Source organism: Mycobacterium sp. P4_H6 (genome assembly GCF_056400845.1).
This window is the reverse complement of the sequence record NZ_JBFUKN010000023.1, coordinates 22,325-39,455: the sequence shown is the minus strand read 5'-3', so window position 1 is coordinate 39,455 and position 17,131 is coordinate 22,325. Positions and strand designations below refer to the sequence as shown.

The 17,131-nt window shown below is 65.8% G+C and carries 16 protein-coding genes; 4 read left to right on the top strand and 12 right to left on the bottom strand.

The annotated features are described in order from the left end of the window. Positions 1 to 17: 17 nt before the first annotated feature. On the bottom strand, positions 18 to 455 hold the full coding sequence (locus AC1DTF_RS12095) for an Rv2324 family transcriptional regulator (protein ID WP_057167002.1): 438 nt from the start codon (positions 453 to 455) through the stop codon (positions 18 to 20). Positions 456 to 576: 121 nt separating this feature from the next. Between AC1DTF_RS12095 and ddaH the strand changes: the two genes are divergently transcribed. Both ddaH and rocD read left to right on the top strand, forming a co-directional pair. Continuing rightward, positions 577 to 1,425 carry a dimethylargininase gene (gene ddaH, locus AC1DTF_RS12090; RefSeq protein WP_477474218.1) on the top strand — a complete coding sequence of 283 codons (849 nt, stop codon included), beginning with the start codon at positions 577 to 579 and terminating at the stop codon, positions 1,423 to 1,425. After that, positions 1,398 to 2,645 (top strand): ornithine--oxo-acid transaminase, encoded by a 1,248-nt coding sequence (gene rocD / locus AC1DTF_RS12085; RefSeq protein WP_477474217.1) that lies wholly within the window; start codon positions 1,398 to 1,400, stop codon positions 2,643 to 2,645. Before ddaH ends, rocD begins: the two co-directional genes overlap by 28 nt. A 9-nt stretch (positions 2,646 to 2,654) precedes the next feature. Here the strand turns inward: rocD and AC1DTF_RS12080 are convergent, their stop codons facing one another. The 4 genes from AC1DTF_RS12080 to AC1DTF_RS12065 form a co-directional block, all read right to left on the bottom strand. After that, entirely contained in the window at positions 2,655 to 3,509 is an 855-nt protein-coding gene (locus AC1DTF_RS12080) for a mycofactocin-coupled SDR family oxidoreductase (RefSeq protein WP_057167000.1), read from the bottom strand. A 73-nt stretch (positions 3,510 to 3,582) separates the two neighbouring features. Beyond that, a complete protein-coding gene (arcA, locus tag AC1DTF_RS12075) occupies positions 3,583 to 4,833 on the bottom strand; it encodes an arginine deiminase (protein WP_057166999.1) in 1,251 nt (416 codons plus the stop codon). Positions 4,834 to 4,861: 28 nt separating this feature from the next. Continuing rightward, the gene (locus tag AC1DTF_RS12070; protein ID WP_477474216.1) at positions 4,862 to 6,316 is read right to left on the bottom strand and encodes a basic amino acid/polyamine antiporter; all 1,455 of its coding nucleotides are present in this window, start codon (positions 6,314 to 6,316) and stop codon (positions 4,862 to 4,864) included. 85 nt (positions 6,317 to 6,401) lie between these two features. Continuing rightward, positions 6,402 to 7,253 carry an SHOCT domain-containing protein gene (locus AC1DTF_RS12065; protein ID WP_477474215.1) on the bottom strand — a complete coding sequence of 284 codons (852 nt, stop codon included), beginning with the start codon at positions 7,251 to 7,253 and terminating at the stop codon, positions 6,402 to 6,404. Positions 7,254 to 7,409: 156 nt separating this feature from the next. Here AC1DTF_RS12065 and AC1DTF_RS12060 point away from each other — a divergent pair, with 156 nt between their 5' ends. Then, positions 7,410 to 9,683, top strand: coding sequence for a sensor histidine kinase (locus AC1DTF_RS12060; protein WP_477474214.1), 2,274 nt, complete (start codon positions 7,410 to 7,412; stop codon positions 9,681 to 9,683). A 135-nt stretch (positions 9,684 to 9,818) separates the two neighbouring features. Then, positions 9,819 to 10,511: a response regulator transcription factor gene (locus AC1DTF_RS12055; RefSeq protein ID WP_057166995.1), complete on the top strand. Its 693-nt coding sequence runs from the start codon at positions 9,819 to 9,821 to the stop codon at positions 10,509 to 10,511. A 129-nt stretch (positions 10,512 to 10,640) separates the two neighbouring features. Here the strand turns inward: AC1DTF_RS12055 and tuf are convergent, their stop codons facing one another. The 7 genes from tuf to AC1DTF_RS12020 all read right to left on the bottom strand — a co-directional run bounded on the left by tuf (position 10,641) and on the right by AC1DTF_RS12020 (position 17,075). Beyond that, positions 10,641 to 11,831 carry an elongation factor Tu gene (tuf, locus tag AC1DTF_RS12050; RefSeq protein ID WP_057166994.1) on the bottom strand — a complete coding sequence of 397 codons (1,191 nt, stop codon included), beginning with the start codon at positions 11,829 to 11,831 and terminating at the stop codon, positions 10,641 to 10,643. A gap of 165 nt (positions 11,832 to 11,996) precedes the next feature. Beyond that, on the bottom strand, positions 11,997 to 14,099 hold the full coding sequence (fusA, locus tag AC1DTF_RS12045; protein WP_057166993.1) for an elongation factor G: 2,103 nt from the start codon (positions 14,097 to 14,099) through the stop codon (positions 11,997 to 11,999). Between the two features lie 64 nt (positions 14,100 to 14,163). Then, a complete protein-coding gene (gene rpsG / locus AC1DTF_RS12040) occupies positions 14,164 to 14,634 on the bottom strand; it encodes a 30S ribosomal protein S7 (RefSeq protein ID WP_057166992.1) in 471 nt (156 codons plus the stop codon). Continuing rightward, a complete protein-coding gene (gene rpsL, locus AC1DTF_RS12035) occupies positions 14,634 to 15,008 on the bottom strand; it encodes a 30S ribosomal protein S12 (protein ID WP_057166991.1) in 375 nt (124 codons plus the stop codon). The genes rpsG and rpsL overlap by 1 nt, the downstream gene beginning before the upstream one ends. A 366-nt stretch (positions 15,009 to 15,374) precedes the next feature. Further along, positions 15,375 to 15,941 carry a TetR/AcrR family transcriptional regulator gene (locus tag AC1DTF_RS12030; RefSeq protein WP_057166990.1) on the bottom strand — a complete coding sequence of 189 codons (567 nt, stop codon included), beginning with the start codon at positions 15,939 to 15,941 and terminating at the stop codon, positions 15,375 to 15,377. A gap of 53 nt (positions 15,942 to 15,994) precedes the next feature. After that, complete coding sequence (locus tag AC1DTF_RS12025) at positions 15,995 to 16,531, bottom strand: DUF3558 domain-containing protein (RefSeq protein WP_057166989.1); 537 nt, start codon at positions 16,529 to 16,531, stop codon at positions 15,995 to 15,997. Position 16,532: 1 nt separating this feature from the next. Further along, on the bottom strand, positions 16,533 to 17,075 hold the full coding sequence (locus AC1DTF_RS12020) for a DUF3558 domain-containing protein (protein WP_057166988.1): 543 nt from the start codon (positions 17,073 to 17,075) through the stop codon (positions 16,533 to 16,535). Positions 17,076 to 17,131 lie beyond the last annotated feature (56 nt).

The window sequence follows — 17,131 nt, the reverse complement described above, 5'->3', positions numbered from 1 at the left end:
CACCCCGGCGGTACCGCTCAGGACCGGGTGCGCTCGATGATGTTCGACAACACCACGATGCTCTCGCTGCGCTCGATGTCGGCGCTGGCCCGGATTCGCTCCAGGGCGTCCTCGAGGTGGCGCATATCCCGTGCCAGCACATGCAGGATGGCATCCGCGGTACCCGTCACCGTGGCCGCGCTGACCACCTCCGGGATGTCCACCCAGGCCCGGTGCAACTCGCTGGGCGCGATGGTGCCGTGGCAGTAGACCTGCACATAGGCCTCGGTGGTCCAGCCGAGGGCATTGCGATCCACCACCGCGGTGAACCCGCGGATGACGCCGCTGTCGAGCATGCGGTCGACCCGCCTCTTGACCGCCGGCGCCGACAGATTCACCCGCTGCCCGATCTCGGCGAAGGTGGCGCGCGCATCGTCGGTCAGCTCGGCGAGGATGCGTTCATCGGTCTCGTCCATCGCTCATCACCCCCTGTGAACAACAGATCACCGCTCGGAGAGCTGTGACGCAATGAATCGATACTACAGACGCAATACACGGCGATTGATTGCACCAGCGATAGCTAATACCGTCATGATCATGACGGTCTCCGATCTCACCGCCACTACTACGCTCGTCCGCAAGGCCCGCACCCGCCACTTCGTGATGACGGCACCGCGCCACTTCGCCGTCGAGTACGCCATCAATCCGTGGATGGACACCAGCGTCCCCGTCGATGTGCATCTCGCCCTTCGCCAGTGGGAGACGCTGCGCGACACCTACACCCAACTCGGCCACACCGTCGACCTGGTGGAACCGGTTGCCGGGCTGCCGGACATGGTCTACGCGGCCAACGGTGGACTCGTCGTCAACGGCCGGGCGGTCGTCGCGAACTTCACCTTCCCGCAGCGTGCCGCCGAGGCCGACGCCTACGCCGCGTGGATGGCCGAGTCCGGTCATCAGCCCGCGCGCACCCGCCACCACAATGAAGGCCAGGGCGATCTGCTGGTGGCCGGGTCGATGGTGTTGGCCGGCTACGGTTTTCGCACCGACCGGCGCGCGCACGACGAGGTCGCCGCGATCACCGGACTGCCAGTGATCAGCCTGGAACTGCTCGATCCGCGGTTCTACCACCTCGACACCGCGCTCACGGTGCTCAGCGACGGACCGGATGTCACCGTCGCCTATTACCCGCCGGCGTTCTCCGAGGCCGCACAGGCCCGTCTGCGTGAACTGTTCCCCACCGCCATCGAGGTCGCCTCCGCGGACGCCTTCGTGCTCGGCCTCAACGCGGTCTCCGATGGCCGCCACGTCGTCCTGCCGATCGGTGCGACCGGATTCGCCGACCAACTGCGCGACGCCGGATTCGAACCGATCGGGGTGGATCTGTCCGAGCTGCTCAAGGGCGGCGGATCGATCAAATGTTGCACACTGGAGGTACACCCGTGACAGTCGTGGATGCCGTCAGCAGCCGGACGAGCGCGGCGATCGCACTCGACGACCGCTACGCGGCGCACAACTACTCCCCGCTGCCCGTTGTCGCGGCGTCGGCCGAGGGTGCCTGGATCACCGACGTGGACGGGCACCGTTATCTGGACTGCCTGGCCGCCTACTCGGCGGTGAACTTCGGTCACCGCAATCCGGTGATCACGGCCGCCGCGCACGCCCAGCTCGATGCCGTCACCCTGGTGAGCCGGGCATTTCACTCCGACCGGCTCGGCCCGTTCTGCGAGGCGCTGGCCAGCTTGTGCGGCAAGGACATGGTGCTGCCGATGAACAGTGGCGCCGAGGCCGTCGAGAGCGCGATCAAGGTGGCCCGCAAATGGGGTGCCGATGTCAAGGGTGTTCCGGCGGGGCAGGCCAATATCATCGTGGCCCGCAACAACTTCCATGGCCGTACCACCACCATCATCAGCTTCTCCGATGACGAGACGGCCCGCGGTGGGTTCGGCCCGTTCACCCCCGGCTTCCGTGCGGTGCCGTTCGGCGATGCCGATGCCGTGGCGGCGGCGATCGACGAGAACACCGTCGCCGTCCTGTTGGAGCCGATACAGGGCGAGGCCGGCATCATCGTGCCTCCCGCGGATTTCCTGCCTGGGGTGCGCCGGCTGTGCACCGAGCACAACGTGCTGATGATCGCCGACGAGATCCAGTCCGGCCTGGCGCGCACCGGCCGGACCTTCGCCTGTGACCACTGGGGCGTGGTGCCTGACATCTATCTGCTGGGCAAGGCACTCGGCGGCGGAGTGGTCCCCTTGTCGGCGGTGGTGGCCGACCGCGACGTGCTGGGCGTACTGCACCCCGGCGAGCACGGCTCCACCTTCGGCGGCAACCCGCTGGCCGCCGCCATCGGTTCCACCGTCATCGGCATTCTGGAGACCGGTGAATACCAGTCCCGCTCAACCGAACTGGGCGCGCACCTGCACACCCGGCTGGCCGGCGTACACGGTGTCACCGCGGTGCGCGGCATGGGATTGTGGGCGGGCGTCGACATCGACGCCCAGTTCGGCACCGGCAAACAGGTGAGCCTGCGGTTGGCCGAACGCGGCGTGCTCGTCAAGGACACCCACGGTCACACCCTGCGCTTCGCCCCACCGCTGGTCATCACCAGGGACGAGATCGACTGGGCGGTGGACCGATTCGCCGAGGCGATGATTTCCGGCAGCTGAGCTGAACCTCTAGTACTTCATCACGCCGCGGTCGACGGCAATCTGGCTGCCCGACAGGGTCGATGACGCGTCACTGGCCAGCCAGGCCACCACGTTGGCGACCTCTTCGGGCGGCATGAACGCCGCCAGGCCCTCGCTCTTGCCATCGGTCACTCGGTGATACGGCATGGGCGCGAAGCTGTGCAGGAAGCTGGGGTGCTTGCCGAACAGCGCGCCCATCGCCTCCGGTTCGATCATCGGGGTGTCGATGGAGTACGGGTGGATGGAGTTCACTCGGATGCCGAATTCACCGACCTCCAGCGCCAGCGAATTGGTCAAGGCGGTGAGTCCGTGCTTGGACGCCGCGTAGTGACCGTTCCCCGGAGTGGCTTTCACCCCGGCCGACGAGCTGACGATGATGATCGACCCGCCGTTGCCGGCTTCGATCATCGCGGGCACGGTGGCCCGGATGGTCCGCCAGGTGCCGTTGAGGTTCACGTCGATGACGGTGTCCCACTGTTCCGGCGTGAGCTCCCAGAGCCGGCCCCAGCTCAGCACACCCGCATTGGCCACCACGATGTCGAGCCGGCCGAACTGCTCGACGGCGTCGGCCACCAGCTGCTGCTGGGCTTCCAGATCGCGGATGTCGACGGCCCGGGCCAGCACCTTGCGCCCGGTCGCCTCCACCGCGCGCACCGTTTCGGCCAGGTCCTCGGCGGTGGCCGCCGGGTAGGTGACCGAGCTCGAGACCGGCGCGCAGATATCGGAGGCGATGATGTCGGCGCCCTCGTTGGCCAGCCGGATGGCATGCGCCCGTCCCTGGCCGCGAGCGGCGCCGGTGATGAAGGCCACCCGGCCTTCGAGTGGTTCGCTTGCCGCCGTCATCGCCGGTCCTTTCTTCAGCCCCGCGTCAGGCTAGCAGTAGAACTGAAACGTGTTCTAGTAAATGCGGCCGCAACTAGAAGACGACGGGATCACGGATGATGGGGCAGGTCATACAGTGTCCGCCCCCTCGCCCGCGGCCCAGTTCGGCGCCGACGATGGTGATGACCTCGACGCCGGCCTTACGCAGCAACGAGTTTGTGTGGGTGTTGCGGTCGTAGGCGAAGACCACTCCCGGTTCGACCGCGACGAGGTTGTTGCCGCTGTCCCATTGCTGGCGTTCCGAGTCGTACTGGGTGCCCCCGGTCTCGACGATGCGCAGTTCCGGCAGTCCCAGCGCGGCAGCCACCACTTCGGTGAACGGCTTGTCCTCCTCGATCACCTCGACGCCGGGTTCGGTATCGCTGGGCAGCAGCGTGAACGGGGCGATGTTGTCGACGATGTCGGGGTAGATGGTGACCACGTCGCGGTCGGCGAAGGTGAAGACCGTGTCCAGGTGCATGGCGGCACGCAGCTTGGGCATCCCGGCCACGATCACCTTCTCGGCCGCGCCGTGCGCGAACAGCTCGGCGGCCACCTGGGTGATGGCCTGACGCGAGGTCCGTTCGCTCATCCCGATGAGCACCACTCCGTTGCCCGGAATCAGCACATCGCCGCCTTCGATGGTGGCCAGTCCCCACTGCTTCTCGGGATCGCCCCACCACACCCGGGATCCCACGTAGTCGGGGTGGAACTCGTAGATCGCCTTCATCAACAGCGTCTCGTCCTGCCGGGCCGGCCAGTAGAGCGGATTGAGCGTCACCCCACCGTAGATCCAGCAGGTGGTGTCGCGGGTGTAGAGCGTGTTCGGCAACGGCGGCATCAGGTACTCGGCGACCCGGGTGTCCTCACGGGTGAGCGCGCGGTACCCGGACTGGATGTCCGACGGCAGGTCGAGGGTCGACATCCCACCGATGAGCAGTTCGGCGAGCCGACGGGGCTGCAGGGAGTCCAGGAAGCCGCGGGTGTCCTCGACGAGTCCGAGGCCCACCTCGTTGGCCGTGATCTTGCGGTCGAGTAACCAGGCCTTCGCCTCGGTGTTCTCCATGGTCTCGGTGAGCAGCTCGTGCAGTTCGACGACCTCGACGTCGCGGTCGCGCATCTTGTCCATGAAGTCGAAGTGATCGCGTCGGGCGTTCTGGACCCACAGCACATCGTCGAACAAGAGGTCATCGCAGTTGGTCGGCGTCAACCGTTCGTGAGCAAGGCCAGGCGAGCACACCAGCACCTTGCGCAGCTTGCCCACTTCGGAGTGCACTCCGTAGGCGTCGGATGGCTTGGCGGTCATACGTTCTCCTTAGCAGCTGTGGTCGAGACTAGATCTGGATGGCACCGGTGATCAGGCCGTAGATCCCACCGATCGCACCCAGCACGATGACGGCGAACAACACCGCTTCGGCGGGCTTGAACACCCGCAGTCCGCTCTGCCTGCGAGCCATCCAGTACAGCAGCGCGCCGGGGGCGTAGAGGATGCAGGACAACAGGAGGTGATCCCAACCCGCGGCGTAGACCAGGAACAGCGTATAGAAAGTTGCCACCGCGGCGATCACCATGTCCGGGACCAACGACTTGCCGTCGGAATAGGTTTCGCGGGTGATGGTCAGCTTCAACGCATAACCGGCGGCGAGCAGATACGGGATCAAGGCCAGCGCCGCAGTCAGATCGAGCATGAAGTCCAGCGCGTTGTCCGAGAACACCAGCAGGATCAGCAGCAACTGCACCAGCCCGGCGGCCATGATGAGTGCGTTGACCGGAGCCCCATTGGCGTTCTCCCGGGACAGGAATCTGGGCATGTCGTCGGATTTGGCGGGCAGGTACAGGATCTCGGCGGCCATCAACGTCCAGGCCAGGTAGGCACCCAGCACCGAGATGATGACGCCCACCCGGATGAGCACCGAACCCCACGGTCCGACAACCGATTCCAGCACTGCGGCCATCGACGGCTGAGACGCATCCGCCAGCTCGGACTGCGCCAGCACACCGTAGGAGGACAGGGTCACCAGCATGAAGACCGACAGCACCGCCAGGAAGCCGATCACGGTGGCCTTGCCGACGTCCTCCCGTTTCTTGGCGAAGCGGGAGTAGACGCTGGCGCCCTCGATGCCCATGAACACGAAGACCGTGATCAGCATCGTGCCTTTGGCCTGCTCGAAAAGCGATGACCAGGAATAGTTCCCGTCGCCACCCCAGAAGTTGCCAGTGAAGACATCGGCCTTGAAGGCGATGGCGACGATCACGATGAACATCAGGATCGGGATGATCTTGGCAAACGTCGCGATGCGGTTGATGATGGCGGCTTCCTTCACGCCACGCAGGATCAGATAGAAGAACAGCCACACCCCGATGGACGAGATGACCACCGCGATGACGGTGGAACCGTCACCGAGAGTGGGGAACAACGCCGGGAACAGCGACCCCAGGGTGGCCATGATGAGCACCCAGTACGAGGTGTTGCCCGCGCACGCCGATGCCCAGAATCCGAACGCGGAGTTGAAACCCACGTAGTCGCCGAAACCGGCCCGGGCGTAGGCGTAGATGCCGGCGTCCAGGTCGGGTTTGCGAGTGGCCAGGCGCTGGAAGACGAAGGCCAGCATCAGCATTCCGGCACCGGCGATGGTCCAGGCGATCAGGGCGCCCGCCACACCGGTCTCCACGCCGAAGCGGCGCGGCAGCAGGAACACTCCCGAACCGATCATCGACCCGATGACCATGGCGGTCAGGGTCGGCAGACTGACCTTGTTGTCTCTGACGTCGACTTCCGCTGCGGTCATGGCACCCCACCGTCCTCCCCAGGACTTGGTCGCTGAGGCGGACGCTACCGCAAGCGGACTGGTACGGCTTGCTAATGGCGCCTGTTCACAGATCGGCGATGATCTGTTGACGCTTGGCGGCGTACTCGTCCTCGGAGATCACCCCGGTCGCACGCAGGGTCTCCAGTTCCTGCAACCGTTGCGCGGTGCTGGGTTCGGGGACCGGTGGCGTGTACACCCCGACCGGTGGGGGCACATACGCGGCGGCGGGCGGGACCGGCGGCGGTGCCTGCTGGGCCGCGGCGCGGCGGACCACCGCCTGCACCTGCGCCCGCGCCCCCGGGTTGTTGCGCAGGTCGACCATGCTGTTCATGCCGATGCCGTTGGCCTTGAGTATCTGCAGGATCTCCATCAGCGGCTCAGCCTGCCCGGACAGGTCGTAGGTCCTGTTGTCCTCGGCGACCGAGAATGTCGCAGGCACCTGACCGTTGATCAAACCGCTGCGTTCCCAGTCGATCTGGAACTGGCCGGTGGCGGGATCCACCAGCACTGCCAACCGTCGGGAGGTGAGCATGGCCAACCGTGTGACGTCGGAGATCACCCGGTCCTCGACGTCGAACGTCGCGATCCCCGGTCCGGATATGCGCAGGTTGAGTTTTACCACCGGGCGGTCGTTGATCCGGGTGTTCGTCTCGGCCATCCCGATGATCTGCGCGAGCCCGAGCACGCCGTGGGCTTCCAGCTGATCGGACTTGGCCTGCGCCTTGGTCCCGTAGGCGGCGATGGCCAGGGCCGCGAGCACATCGACTGCCGTCACGAGCAGCCCCGCCCAGAACATCCACTTCAGGAAATCGTTCTGCCCTGAGCCGAAGTAGACGGCCAGAAAGATCGGCCCGACCAGCCCACCGCACAGCAGCACCCAGGCCTGCGCCTTCACATAACGCCACAACACGGCCACGCTCCTCGGGGCGACGGGATATCCAGACGCTTGGACGCGATCAGATTAGCTGTAGGGAGCCTGCACCGTCGGACGCTCGGCGGACCGGCGCCGGCCCATGTGGCAATGTCCGTCAATTGGCTGACGTTGACAATGACATTCGGTACATAATGTCCTGTGCTCGAGCGCGGCCACGACCCGGCGGTCCATGTATCCGAGCAGCAGGTGATCGCCCACGCACAGACCCTTGCCGTCATTCTGCTGAACAGCGTCACGCTGGTGGCGTCGATCAGTGCACTGTTGCTGCCGAACACCCCGGAATCGAATCTCGGACTGGCCGCGCTGGCACTGCTGGTGTGCTGGTCGGTCTACCGGTTGGCGACCAGGTCGACGTCGGCGACGTTTCAGATTCTCGACCTCTGCTATGTGCTGGTGGTGTCGGCCTCGGTTCCGGTCTTCGGTACCGACCCACAGTTGCTGTACACCAATTCGGTACCCCAGGTCATCGCGGGCGTCGCGGTGATCACCTACGCCATCGCTCAGCCCCCGAAAATGAGTTTCCTTGCGGCACTGGCGATCACAGCGGCCTACATGGCCGGGTGCGCGCAGGTCGTCGGGTGGGATCGGGTCCTGCACATCCCGATGCTCTACTACATGCTGGCCGTCGAGTGGGCCATCACCACCGTGCTGGTGCTGACCGCGCGGACCGTGGCCCGCCGCGTCGACCAGACCCGCGCCGACAACCACGATGCCGCGCTGCGCGACGCGATCGCCGCGGCCGTGCGTGATCACGAACTCGAACACATGGCGCTGGTGCACGACACCGCCGCCTCGACCCTGCACCTCGTCGGCGAAGGCGCCGAGGTCTCACCGGAACGCATCGCGGCCCAGGCCAGCCGCGACCTCGCGCTGCTGGCCGGGGAGCCGATCGGCCTCGGCGCCAAGTCGGCCACCGATGTCGCCGCCGCGATTCGCGTCGAGGTCCAGCACTGCACCACCCCCATCGGGATGACCGGGCTGGGCCGGCTGGTGCTGGACGGCCGCACCGCCAACGCCGTGGTCGCGGTGGTCCGTGAGGCGATCAACAACGCCGATCGTCACGCCCGGGCGCAGCGCATCGTCATCGACATCTCGCCGACGAAGGTGACCATCACCKACGATGGTGTCGGGTTCGACCCCATCACCACCACGCTCGGCCACGGTGTCGCCGAATCGATCGTCGGCCGGATGCGACGCGCCAACGGCACCGCATCGGTGCGCTCCTCCCCCGGAACCGGCACCGTCGTCACCGTCAACTGGCATCAACTGCAGCGCGCGACGCCGGGCGCCCCTCGCATCGACGACGTCGACCAGCTCACCGAGCGCATCCTGGTGCGCTTCGGCCTGGGCATCGTGGCGTTCGCCTTCGTCCAGTTGGCGCTTGCGGTGCCCTATGCGGCGACCACGACCGACCACCCCACGGCGCAGTTCGCATTGGGCGGGCTCGCCGCCCTGGTGGCACTCGCGGGTATCCCGCGGGTGCTGGACCACCGCCCGAATCTCACCATCCCGGCCCTGGTGCTGATGGCCGTGGTGATCTACGCGCAGGCCAGCCTGCTGCCCGACACCATGCTGGGTGGGCCGGCCCAGTGGCCCCTGCTGGCGACCACGCTGTGCGTACTGCCGCACCTGTTGCGGCTGCGGCTGGCTCCGGCCGCAGCCGTCATGATCGCGTTCTGGTTGGGTACCGCGATCCTGAACTTCGTCCACTACCCGGGCATGGATACCGCGTACAACCTGGCGCTGTACACCGCGGGCATCTTCGTGGTCCAGATCTTCGCGCTGGCGTTTCCGGTACTGCTGCGCAACGCCAATACCGTTGCCGCCGAAGAGATCCGGGCCCGGTGGGCCAACGACGCACAGCGACGGATCACCGAGGCCCTGCACGACGACTACGTGCGGCGCACCTCGAAACTGATCCGCGGGGTGTTCCCGCTCCTGCAGACGCTGAGCACCGGGGCCATGGACGCCGACATCCGGTGGCGGGCCCGCATCGAATCGCGTCGGCTGCGCCTCTACATCTTCCAGGCCCGCACCTTCGGCCATCCGCTGGTCGCCGAGTTGCGGCCGGCCATCGAGGAGGCCGACGCGCGCGGTGTGGTGGTGTCGCTGAACGCCGACAATGACCTGCCGCGACTGGACCGCGAACAGCGCCGCCGACTGCTCGAACCGATCGAGGCGGCCTTGGCCCGCGCCGTCGAACATGCCCGGTTGGGGCTGACCGTGGTCCCCGGGGAACTGATCGCCAGCATCCTCTGCGATGACGACGGCACGGGGGTCGAGCCGCGGCCGGGCACAACCGATCAGCCGCGTATCGAGGTCACCGAGATCGGCGGCACCGTGTGGATCAGCGTCCATCACCTGCTGCCGGATACCGTCATTGACGTCGAGGACTGCGCCGAAATCGCCTAAAATCTACCCCGGCGACAATTCTGTTAGCCAAGATCTCAAGTTGAGGCGTCACTACGGGTTTGCTGGAGGTACAGTCCTGTGAACTGCACCGCGCTGGGGACACGCTGATGCCCTCGTCGATGTCGGGGGAAATGCATGACTAGGACCATCGATCGCGGGGTGGACAAAACGACGGAAGCCATCACGGTCGCACTGATCGACGATCACGACGTGATCCATGCCGGCGTCCGCGCCTGGTTTGCCGGCTGCAATCCGCCCATCGATCTGGTCGCCGATTACCCGAACCCCACCTCATTCCTCGCCGACCATCCGCAGGGCGGCGAGGACATCGAGGTGGTCATGTTCGATCTGCAGTACGACCGTTTCCAGCCCGAGTTCGAAACCCTGCGGCAGGTGTGCGAAGCCGGGCACCGCGTCATCGTCTACTCGCACATGGCCACCGACGAGGTGATCCTGTCGAGCCTGGATGCCGGCGCCACCACTTTCCTGGCCAAGGGCGAGGACAAGCAGCACCTGTTCGACGCGGTGTATGCCGCGCATGCGAACACGCCGTACGTCGGTCCGCGGATGGCCAAGGCGTTGTTCAACGACCGCACGGTCGGGCGGCCCGGTCTGAGCACCCGCGAGCGCGAGGTGCTCATCGCCTGGTTCCAGACCGAGAACAAGGAGTTCGTCGCCAAGCGGCTCTTCATCGAGCCGTCGACGGTGCGCACCCATCTGCAGCGGGCCCGCGCGAAGTACGCCGCCGTCGGCAGACCGGCGCCGACCAAGGCGGCGCTGATCGCCCGTGCCGTGCAGGACGGCATCCTCAGCATCGAAGACCTCTAGCGCGAAACTCGCGTACCCGGGGTTGCGCAGGCTTTCTCAACCCCGGGTACGCGAGTTTCGCCGCAAGATGCGGACAGCAAAGCGGCGCCCACCCTTTCGGGTGAGCGCCGCTTCTTTACAGCGTTGGTGTTACTTGTTGATCTTGGTCACGCGGCCGGCGCCGACGGTACGTCCACCCTCACGGATGGCGAACCGCAGACCCTCGTCCATGGCGACGGGCTGGATCAGCTTGACGGAGATGTCGGTGTTGTCACCGGGCATCACCATCTCGGTGCCCTCGGGCAGGGTCACAACGCCGGTCACGTCCGTGGTGCGGAAGTAGAACTGCGGACGGTAGTTGTTGAAGAACGGCGTGTGGCGGCCACCCTCGTCCTTGGACAGGATGTAGACGCTGCCCTCGAACTCGGTGTGCGGGGTGGTGGTGCCGGGCTTGACGACAACCTGGCCACGCTCGACATCTTCGCGCTTGATGCCACGAACCAGCAGACCGACGTTGTCGCCGGCCTGGCCCTGGTCGAGCAGCTTGCGGAACATCTCGACACCGGTGACCGTGGTCTTGGTGGTGGTCGGCTTGATGCCGACGATCTCGACGTCCTCGTTGACGTTGATCACGCCACGCTCGACGCGACCGGTCACCACGGTGCCACGACCGGTGATGGTGAAGACGTCCTCGACGGGCATCAGGAAGGGCTTGTCGGTCTCGCGAACCGGGTCCGGGATGGACTCGTCGACGGCGGCCATCAGCTTCTGAACCGACTCGACCCACTTCGGGTCACCCTCGAGTGCCTTGAGCGCCGAGACCTGAACGACGGGGGCGTCCTCGTCGAAGTCCTGGGCGGCCAGCAGTTCGCGGACCTCGAGCTCGACGAGCTCCAGCAGTTCTTCGTCGTCGACCATGTCCGACTTGTTCAGCGCGACCAGGATGTAGGGCACGCCGACCTGGCGGGCGAGCAGCACGTGCTCACGCGTCTGCGGCATCGGGCCGTCGGTGGCGGCGACCACGAGGATGGCGCCGTCCATCTGGGCTGCACCGGTGATCATGTTCTTGATGTAGTCAGCGTGGCCGGGGGCGTCGACGTGTGCGTAGTGACGCTTCTCGGTCTGGTACTCAACATGCGAGATGTTGATGGTGATACCGCGCTGACGCTCTTCGGGCGCATTGTCGATCTGGTCGAATGCGCGCGACTCGTTCAAATCGGGGTACTGGTCGTGCAGAACCTTGGTGATCGCTGCGGTCAGCGTGGTCTTGCCGTGGTCAACGTGACCGATGGTCCCGATGTTGACGTGCGGCTTCGTCCGCTCGAACTTCGCCTTCGCCACTGTGGTGTCCTCCTGGACTTGTTGGTGCTTTTACTTAAAGCAGGTGTGTTGATGTGTTCAGTTGTGTGGTCTGCAAGGTACCGGACCACTGCCCGGTCGCCTTCGCCGTCCTGCTGGCTCGCCTCCGGATCAGCTCCGAGCCTCAGCGCTGGCGCGCTTCGATTCTCACTGACCCGTCGCCTTCGCGATGATCTCCTTCGAGACGTTCGCCGGAACTTCAGCGTACGAATCGAACACCATGGAGTAGTTGGCCCGGCCCTGGGTCTTCGACCGAAGGTCGCCGACGTAGCCGAACATCTCCGACAGCGGAACCTGCGCCTTGACGACGCGCGCACCGCTGCGCTCCTCCATGGCCTGGATCTGACCACGGCGGGAGTTCAGGTCGCCGATCACATCGCCCATGTAATCCTCGGGCGTGGTGACCTCGACGGCCATGATCGGTTCCAGGATCGCCGGCTGAGCTGCCTGCGCAGCCTTCTTCAGCGCCTGGGAACCGGCCACCTTGAAGGCCATTTCCGACGAGTCGACGTCGTGGTAGGCGCCGTCGAGCAGCGTGACCTTCACATTCACCAGCGGGTAACCGGCCAGCACGCCGTACCGCATGGCGTCCTGTGCACCGGCATCCACCGACGGGATGTACTCGCGAGGGATGCGGCCACCGGTGACCTTGTTCTCGAACTCGTAGGTCGCACCGTCCTCGCCGCTGAACGGCTCCAGGCTGATGATGACCTTGGCGAACTGGCCGGAGCCACCCGTCTGCTTCTTGTGGGTGTACTCGACCTTCTCGACCGTGCGCCGGATGGTCTCGCGGTAGGCCACCTGGGGCTTACCGACGTTGGCCTCGACCTTGAACTCGCGACGCATGCGGTCCACGAGGATGTCCAGGTGCAGCTCGCCCATGCCGCCGATGACGGTCTGGCCGGTCTCGTCGTCCTGGTGGACCTTGAAGGTCGGGTCCTCTTCGGCGAGCTTCTGGATGGCGGTGCCCAGCTTTTCCTGGTCACTCTTGGTCTTGGGCTCGATGGCAACCTCGATGACCGGATCCGGGAAGGTCATCGACTCGAGCACGATCTGGTTGTTCGGRTCGCTCAGGGTGTCACCGGTGGTGGTGTCCTTGAGCCCGATGACCGCGTAGATGTGGCCGGCACTGGCCGTCTCGACCGGGTTCTCCTTGTTGGAGTGCATCTGGAACAGCTTGCCCAGACGCTCCTTCTTGCCCTTGGTCGAGTTGATGACCTGAGCACCGGAGTCGACCTTGCCCGAGTACACCCGGACGTAGGTCAGCTTGCCGAAGAACGGGTGGGTCGCAACCTTGAAGGCCAGCCCGGAGAAGGGCTCGTCCGCCGAAGGCTTCCGAGAGATGATCTCGTCTTCCTTGTTCGGCGGGTGACCTTCGGCCGCCGCGACGTCCAGCGGGGTCGGCAGGTAGTCGATGACGGCGTCGAGCATGGGCTGCACGCCCTTGTTCTTGAACGCGCTACCGCACAGCACCGGGTAGGCCGCCGAGGACACGGTCAGCTTGCGCAGACCGGCCTTGATCTCGTCGATGGTGAGATCTTCGCCGCCCAGGTACTTCTCCATGAGGTCGTCGTCGGTCTCGGCGACGGCCTCGATCATGGCGGTGCGGTACTCGTTGGCCTTGTCCTGGAGATCCGCCGGAATGTCGATGGTCTCGTAGGTCTCGCCGAGCTTGGTCTCGCCGCGCCACACCTTGGCCTTCATCTCGACCAGGTCGACGATGCCCTCGAAGTCGCCTTCGGAGCCGATCGGCAGCTGGATCGGGATGACGTTGGCGCCGAGGCGGTCCTTCATCGTCTGCACCGAGAAGTAGAAGTCGGCGCCCAGCTTGTCCATCTTGTTGACGAAGCAGATACGCGGCACGTCGTACTTGTCGGCCTGACGCCACACCTGCTCGGACTGCGGCTCCACGCCTTCCTTGCCGTCGAAGACGGCAACGGCGCCATCGAGCACGCGCAGCGAGCGCTCCACCTCGACGGTGAAGTCGACGTGACCCGGGGTGTCGATGATGTTGATCTGGTTGTCGTTCCAGAAGCAGGTGGTGGCAGCCGAGGTGATGGTGATACCCCGCTCCTGCTCCTGCTCCATCCAGTCCATCGTGGCGGCGCCGTCGTGCACCTCACCGATCTTGTACGAGATACCGGTGTAGAAGAGGATGCGCTCRGTCGTCGTCGTCTTGCCGGCGTCGATGTGCGCCATGATGCCGATGTTGCGGACCTTCGTGAGGTCGGTCAGCACGTCCTGTGCCACGGCTAGATTCCCACTCTTTCGCTTGCTTGATTGCTGTCCGGTGTGCTACCCCGAAGGGCCGTGATCACCAGCGGTAGTGCGCGAATGCCCGGTTTGCTTCGGCCATCTTGTGCGTGTCTTCGCGACGCTTCACAGCGGCGCCGAGGCCATTGCTGGCGTCGAGGATCTCGTTGGCGAGACGCTCGACCATGGTCTTCTCGCGGCGGGCCTTGGAGAAGCTGACCAGCCAGCGCAGTGCCAGTGTGGTCGACCGCTCGGGACGGACCTCGACCGGCACCTGGTAGGTGGCGCCACCGACGCGGCGGCTACGCACCTCGAGGGCGGGCTTGACGTTGTCCAGCGCGCGCTTCAGGGTGACGACGGGATCGGTGCCGGTCTTGTCACGGGCCTGCTCGAGGGCGCCGTAGACGATGCGCTCGGCCAGTGACTTCTTGCCGTCCAGGAGCACCTTGTTGACCAGCTGGGTGACCAGCTGCGACCCGTAGACCGGATCGTTGACCAACGGGCGCTTCGGCGCGGGACCCTTGCGCGGCATTAGCTCTTCTCCTTCTTCGCGCCGTAACGGCTGCGTGCCTGCTTGCGGTTCTTGACACCCTGGGTGTCCAGCGAGCCGCGGATGATCTTGTAGCGCACACCGGGAAGGTCCTTCACACGACCGCCGCGCACCAGCACCATCGAGTGCTCCTGCAGGTTGTGGCCTTCGCCCGGGATGTAGGCGGTGACCTCAACCCCGGTGGTCAGCTTCACGCGAGCGACCTTCCGAAGCGCCGAGTTCGGCTTCTTCGGGGTGGTGGTGTACACGCGAGTGCACACGCCGCGGCGCTGCGGGCTGCCCTTGAGGGCCGCGGTCTTCACCTTCGCGACCTTGTCGCGGCGACCCTTGCGGACCAGCTGGTTGATGGTTGGCATGTACCGGCTTTCTGTGTTGCTACTTCTACTTCTGGTGGCTCAGTGCTTCTTGGGCGGTGCTACTTCAGGTCAAGCTTTAGGTCTCTGTACTGCTGTTTTCGCCTGATCGCCTACCCCGCGACCGGGCGTGTCGCACGCGCCCGGCACCGAACCTTCCGATGCATTCGGGGACACGAAGACACACGAATTCGCCCGACCTGCGAGCGTATGGGCCGTTTTCAATAGCCGCACACGCCCCTGACAGCCAGGCACGAGGCTCCACAATACCAGGGGTGGGCGTGCCGAACCAAACCCGTCTGAAAGGCCCTTATCGCAGGTCAGACGCTACAGCCGCGCTGGGGCGCATACCGACAGCGTACAGACGGGCTACCTGCGCTCCATACCGACGGCCAACCGCAGCACCATGTCGGTGAACACTGCGTCGGTGTCGACGTCGTCCATGACACCGGTCATTTCCAGCAGGACGAAGCCGTGCAGGGCGGACCAGAACTCCAGGGCCGCATAGAACGCGTTATCGCCGACCAGTCCGTAGGACGCCAGCGCCGCCAGCACCGGGCCCGCGGCCTCCCGCGCGGCCGCGGTGTATTCGGGGTCGTCGCCGCCCAGCGGCATCCGGGTGAACGCCGAGTACCGGCCCGGATGATGGTGGGCGTAGCTGCGGTAGGCGCTCGCCATGGTGACCACCGCGTCGTCCCGGGTGCGCCCCTCTCCCACCGCATTCAACATGCCGATGATGTCCCGGATGACCCGCATACGCACTGTTCGGCGCAGGTCCTCCAGGCTCTGGACGTGGTTGTAGAGCGACGGGCCCTTGGTGCCCAGCTGCATGGCAAGCGCGTTGATGGTCAGCGCGTCCCAGCCCTCCCGATCGAGGAAGGCCAGCGCGGCGTTCACGATTGCGTCGCGGCTCAGTTTGGTCGCCCGCGCTGCCATTCCCCCACCCTCCGGTTCGTCGAGATCCCCCGAAGCCGGGTTGACTAATGACTCTAGTTCACCCGGTCCTGGCTGAGTTTGGCCAGTTCATCGGTGATGGTGCAGAGCGCGGGCAGGGTCGCCGGATTCATCGTCTGGATCGACCAGGTGATGAGGTCGTTTCCCTTCGCCACGTAGATGCTGCAGGCATTGGCGTCATAGGCCTTGAAACCCTTGTTGCCGTCCATCGAGATCTCGGTGAGGGTGCGGCCGGCCTTCTTCTCCAGTTCCCGTTCGACCTCCATGTCGCTGCCCCGGTACCACCAGGTCGAAATGCCCATCCCCGCACCGAACGTGCCGATCACCGTGTTCTCCTGCCAGAAACACCCGGTGTCGTTGACCAGCACCTTGGTGAACATCTCGGCACCGGTGACCCGGGCGATATCGGCGTCGGTGATGCCGTGGCAGTCCCCGCCCTCGAAACCGCCGCCGGCGCGCTGCTGCCCGGTGGCCGGGGCCGCCCGCTCGGTCTCTGCGGCGCCGCATCCCGTCAGCGCCGGCACGGCGGCCATCACGGCGGCAAATGCGGTGATCAACACGGGGCGGCGCATGTCACATGTCCGATTTCAGCGTCGCCGACAACAGTTTCTGGGCGTCCGGGCAGGCGTCGGCGCCGGAAGTGTCGCGCACCTGTACCCACCAGCTCAGCACGCCGCCGCCGGCGGCCGCGGTGGCCGCGCAGCCCGATCCCGTGGTGTCGCGGCGGGCCAGGAACGCGACCCTGCGCTCGATCACGGTGTCGCTGACCTCGGCGCCGCGCTCCACCGCGAGCGCACGTTCGCGGTCCAGGTCGCCGGTGTCGAACCAGGCGAACGTCGCGTCGAGCATGGTGCGGTCACGCATCAGCACGTATTGGCAGACCGCACCGCTGTAGGGCCGGACCACGTCATCGGCGGCCAGCACGGACTGCACCGAGGTGTCCGTCAGCAATCCGCAGCGGTTGTCGGCGTAGCCGTAGCTGCGTTCGGCGTCGGCATCCGCCGAACGCGCCGGTTGTGCCATGCCGTCGACCTGCTGCACGCAGCCCGCAGCGGCCATGACGGTGGCTGCCACGGCAAGAGTCCGGAGAATCGTCCGGAAGCCACGCCCATACATCGATGCCTACGCTACCCAGCGGCAACGCCGTAGGCGACCGGACGGGAATCCCTGCC

Bases quoted from the DNA above. Each gene is read 5' to 3' on its own strand.
- AC1DTF_RS12095 (WP_057167002.1), bottom strand. From the start codon at position 455: ATGGACGAGACCGATGAACGCATCCTCGCCGAGCTGACCGACGATGCG.
- AC1DTF_RS12070 (WP_477474216.1), bottom strand. From the start codon at position 6,316: ATGACCGCAGCGGAAGTCGACGTCAGAGACAACAAGGTCAGTCTGCCG.
- rocD (WP_477474217.1), top strand. From the start codon at position 1,398: ATGTTGCACACTGGAGGTACACCCGTGACAGTCGTGGATGCCGTCAGC.
- AC1DTF_RS12025 (WP_057166989.1), bottom strand. From the start codon at position 16,531: ATGCGCCGCCCCGTGTTGATCACCGCATTTGCCGCCGTGATGGCCGCC.
- arcA (WP_057166999.1), bottom strand. From the start codon at position 4,833: ATGACCGCCAAGCCATCCGACGCCTACGGAGTGCACTCCGAAGTGGGC.
- rpsG (WP_057166992.1), bottom strand. From the start codon at position 14,634: ATGCCGCGCAAGGGTCCCGCGCCGAAGCGCCCGTTGGTCAACGATCCG.
- ddaH (WP_477474218.1), top strand. From the start codon at position 577: ATGACGGTCTCCGATCTCACCGCCACTACTACGCTCGTCCGCAAGGCC.
- AC1DTF_RS12020 (WP_057166988.1), bottom strand. From the start codon at position 17,075: ATGTATGGGCGTGGCTTCCGGACGATTCTCCGGACTCTTGCCGTGGCA.
- rpsL (WP_057166991.1), bottom strand. From the start codon at position 15,008: ATGCCAACCATCAACCAGCTGGTCCGCAAGGGTCGCCGCGACAAGGTC.
- AC1DTF_RS12030 (WP_057166990.1), bottom strand. From the start codon at position 15,941: ATGGCAGCGCGGGCGACCAAACTGAGCCGCGACGCAATCGTGAACGCC.
- AC1DTF_RS12080 (WP_057167000.1), bottom strand. From the start codon at position 3,509: ATGACGGCGGCAAGCGAACCACTCGAAGGCCGGGTGGCCTTCATCACC.
- AC1DTF_RS12055 (WP_057166995.1), top strand. From the start codon at position 9,819: ATGACTAGGACCATCGATCGCGGGGTGGACAAAACGACGGAAGCCATC.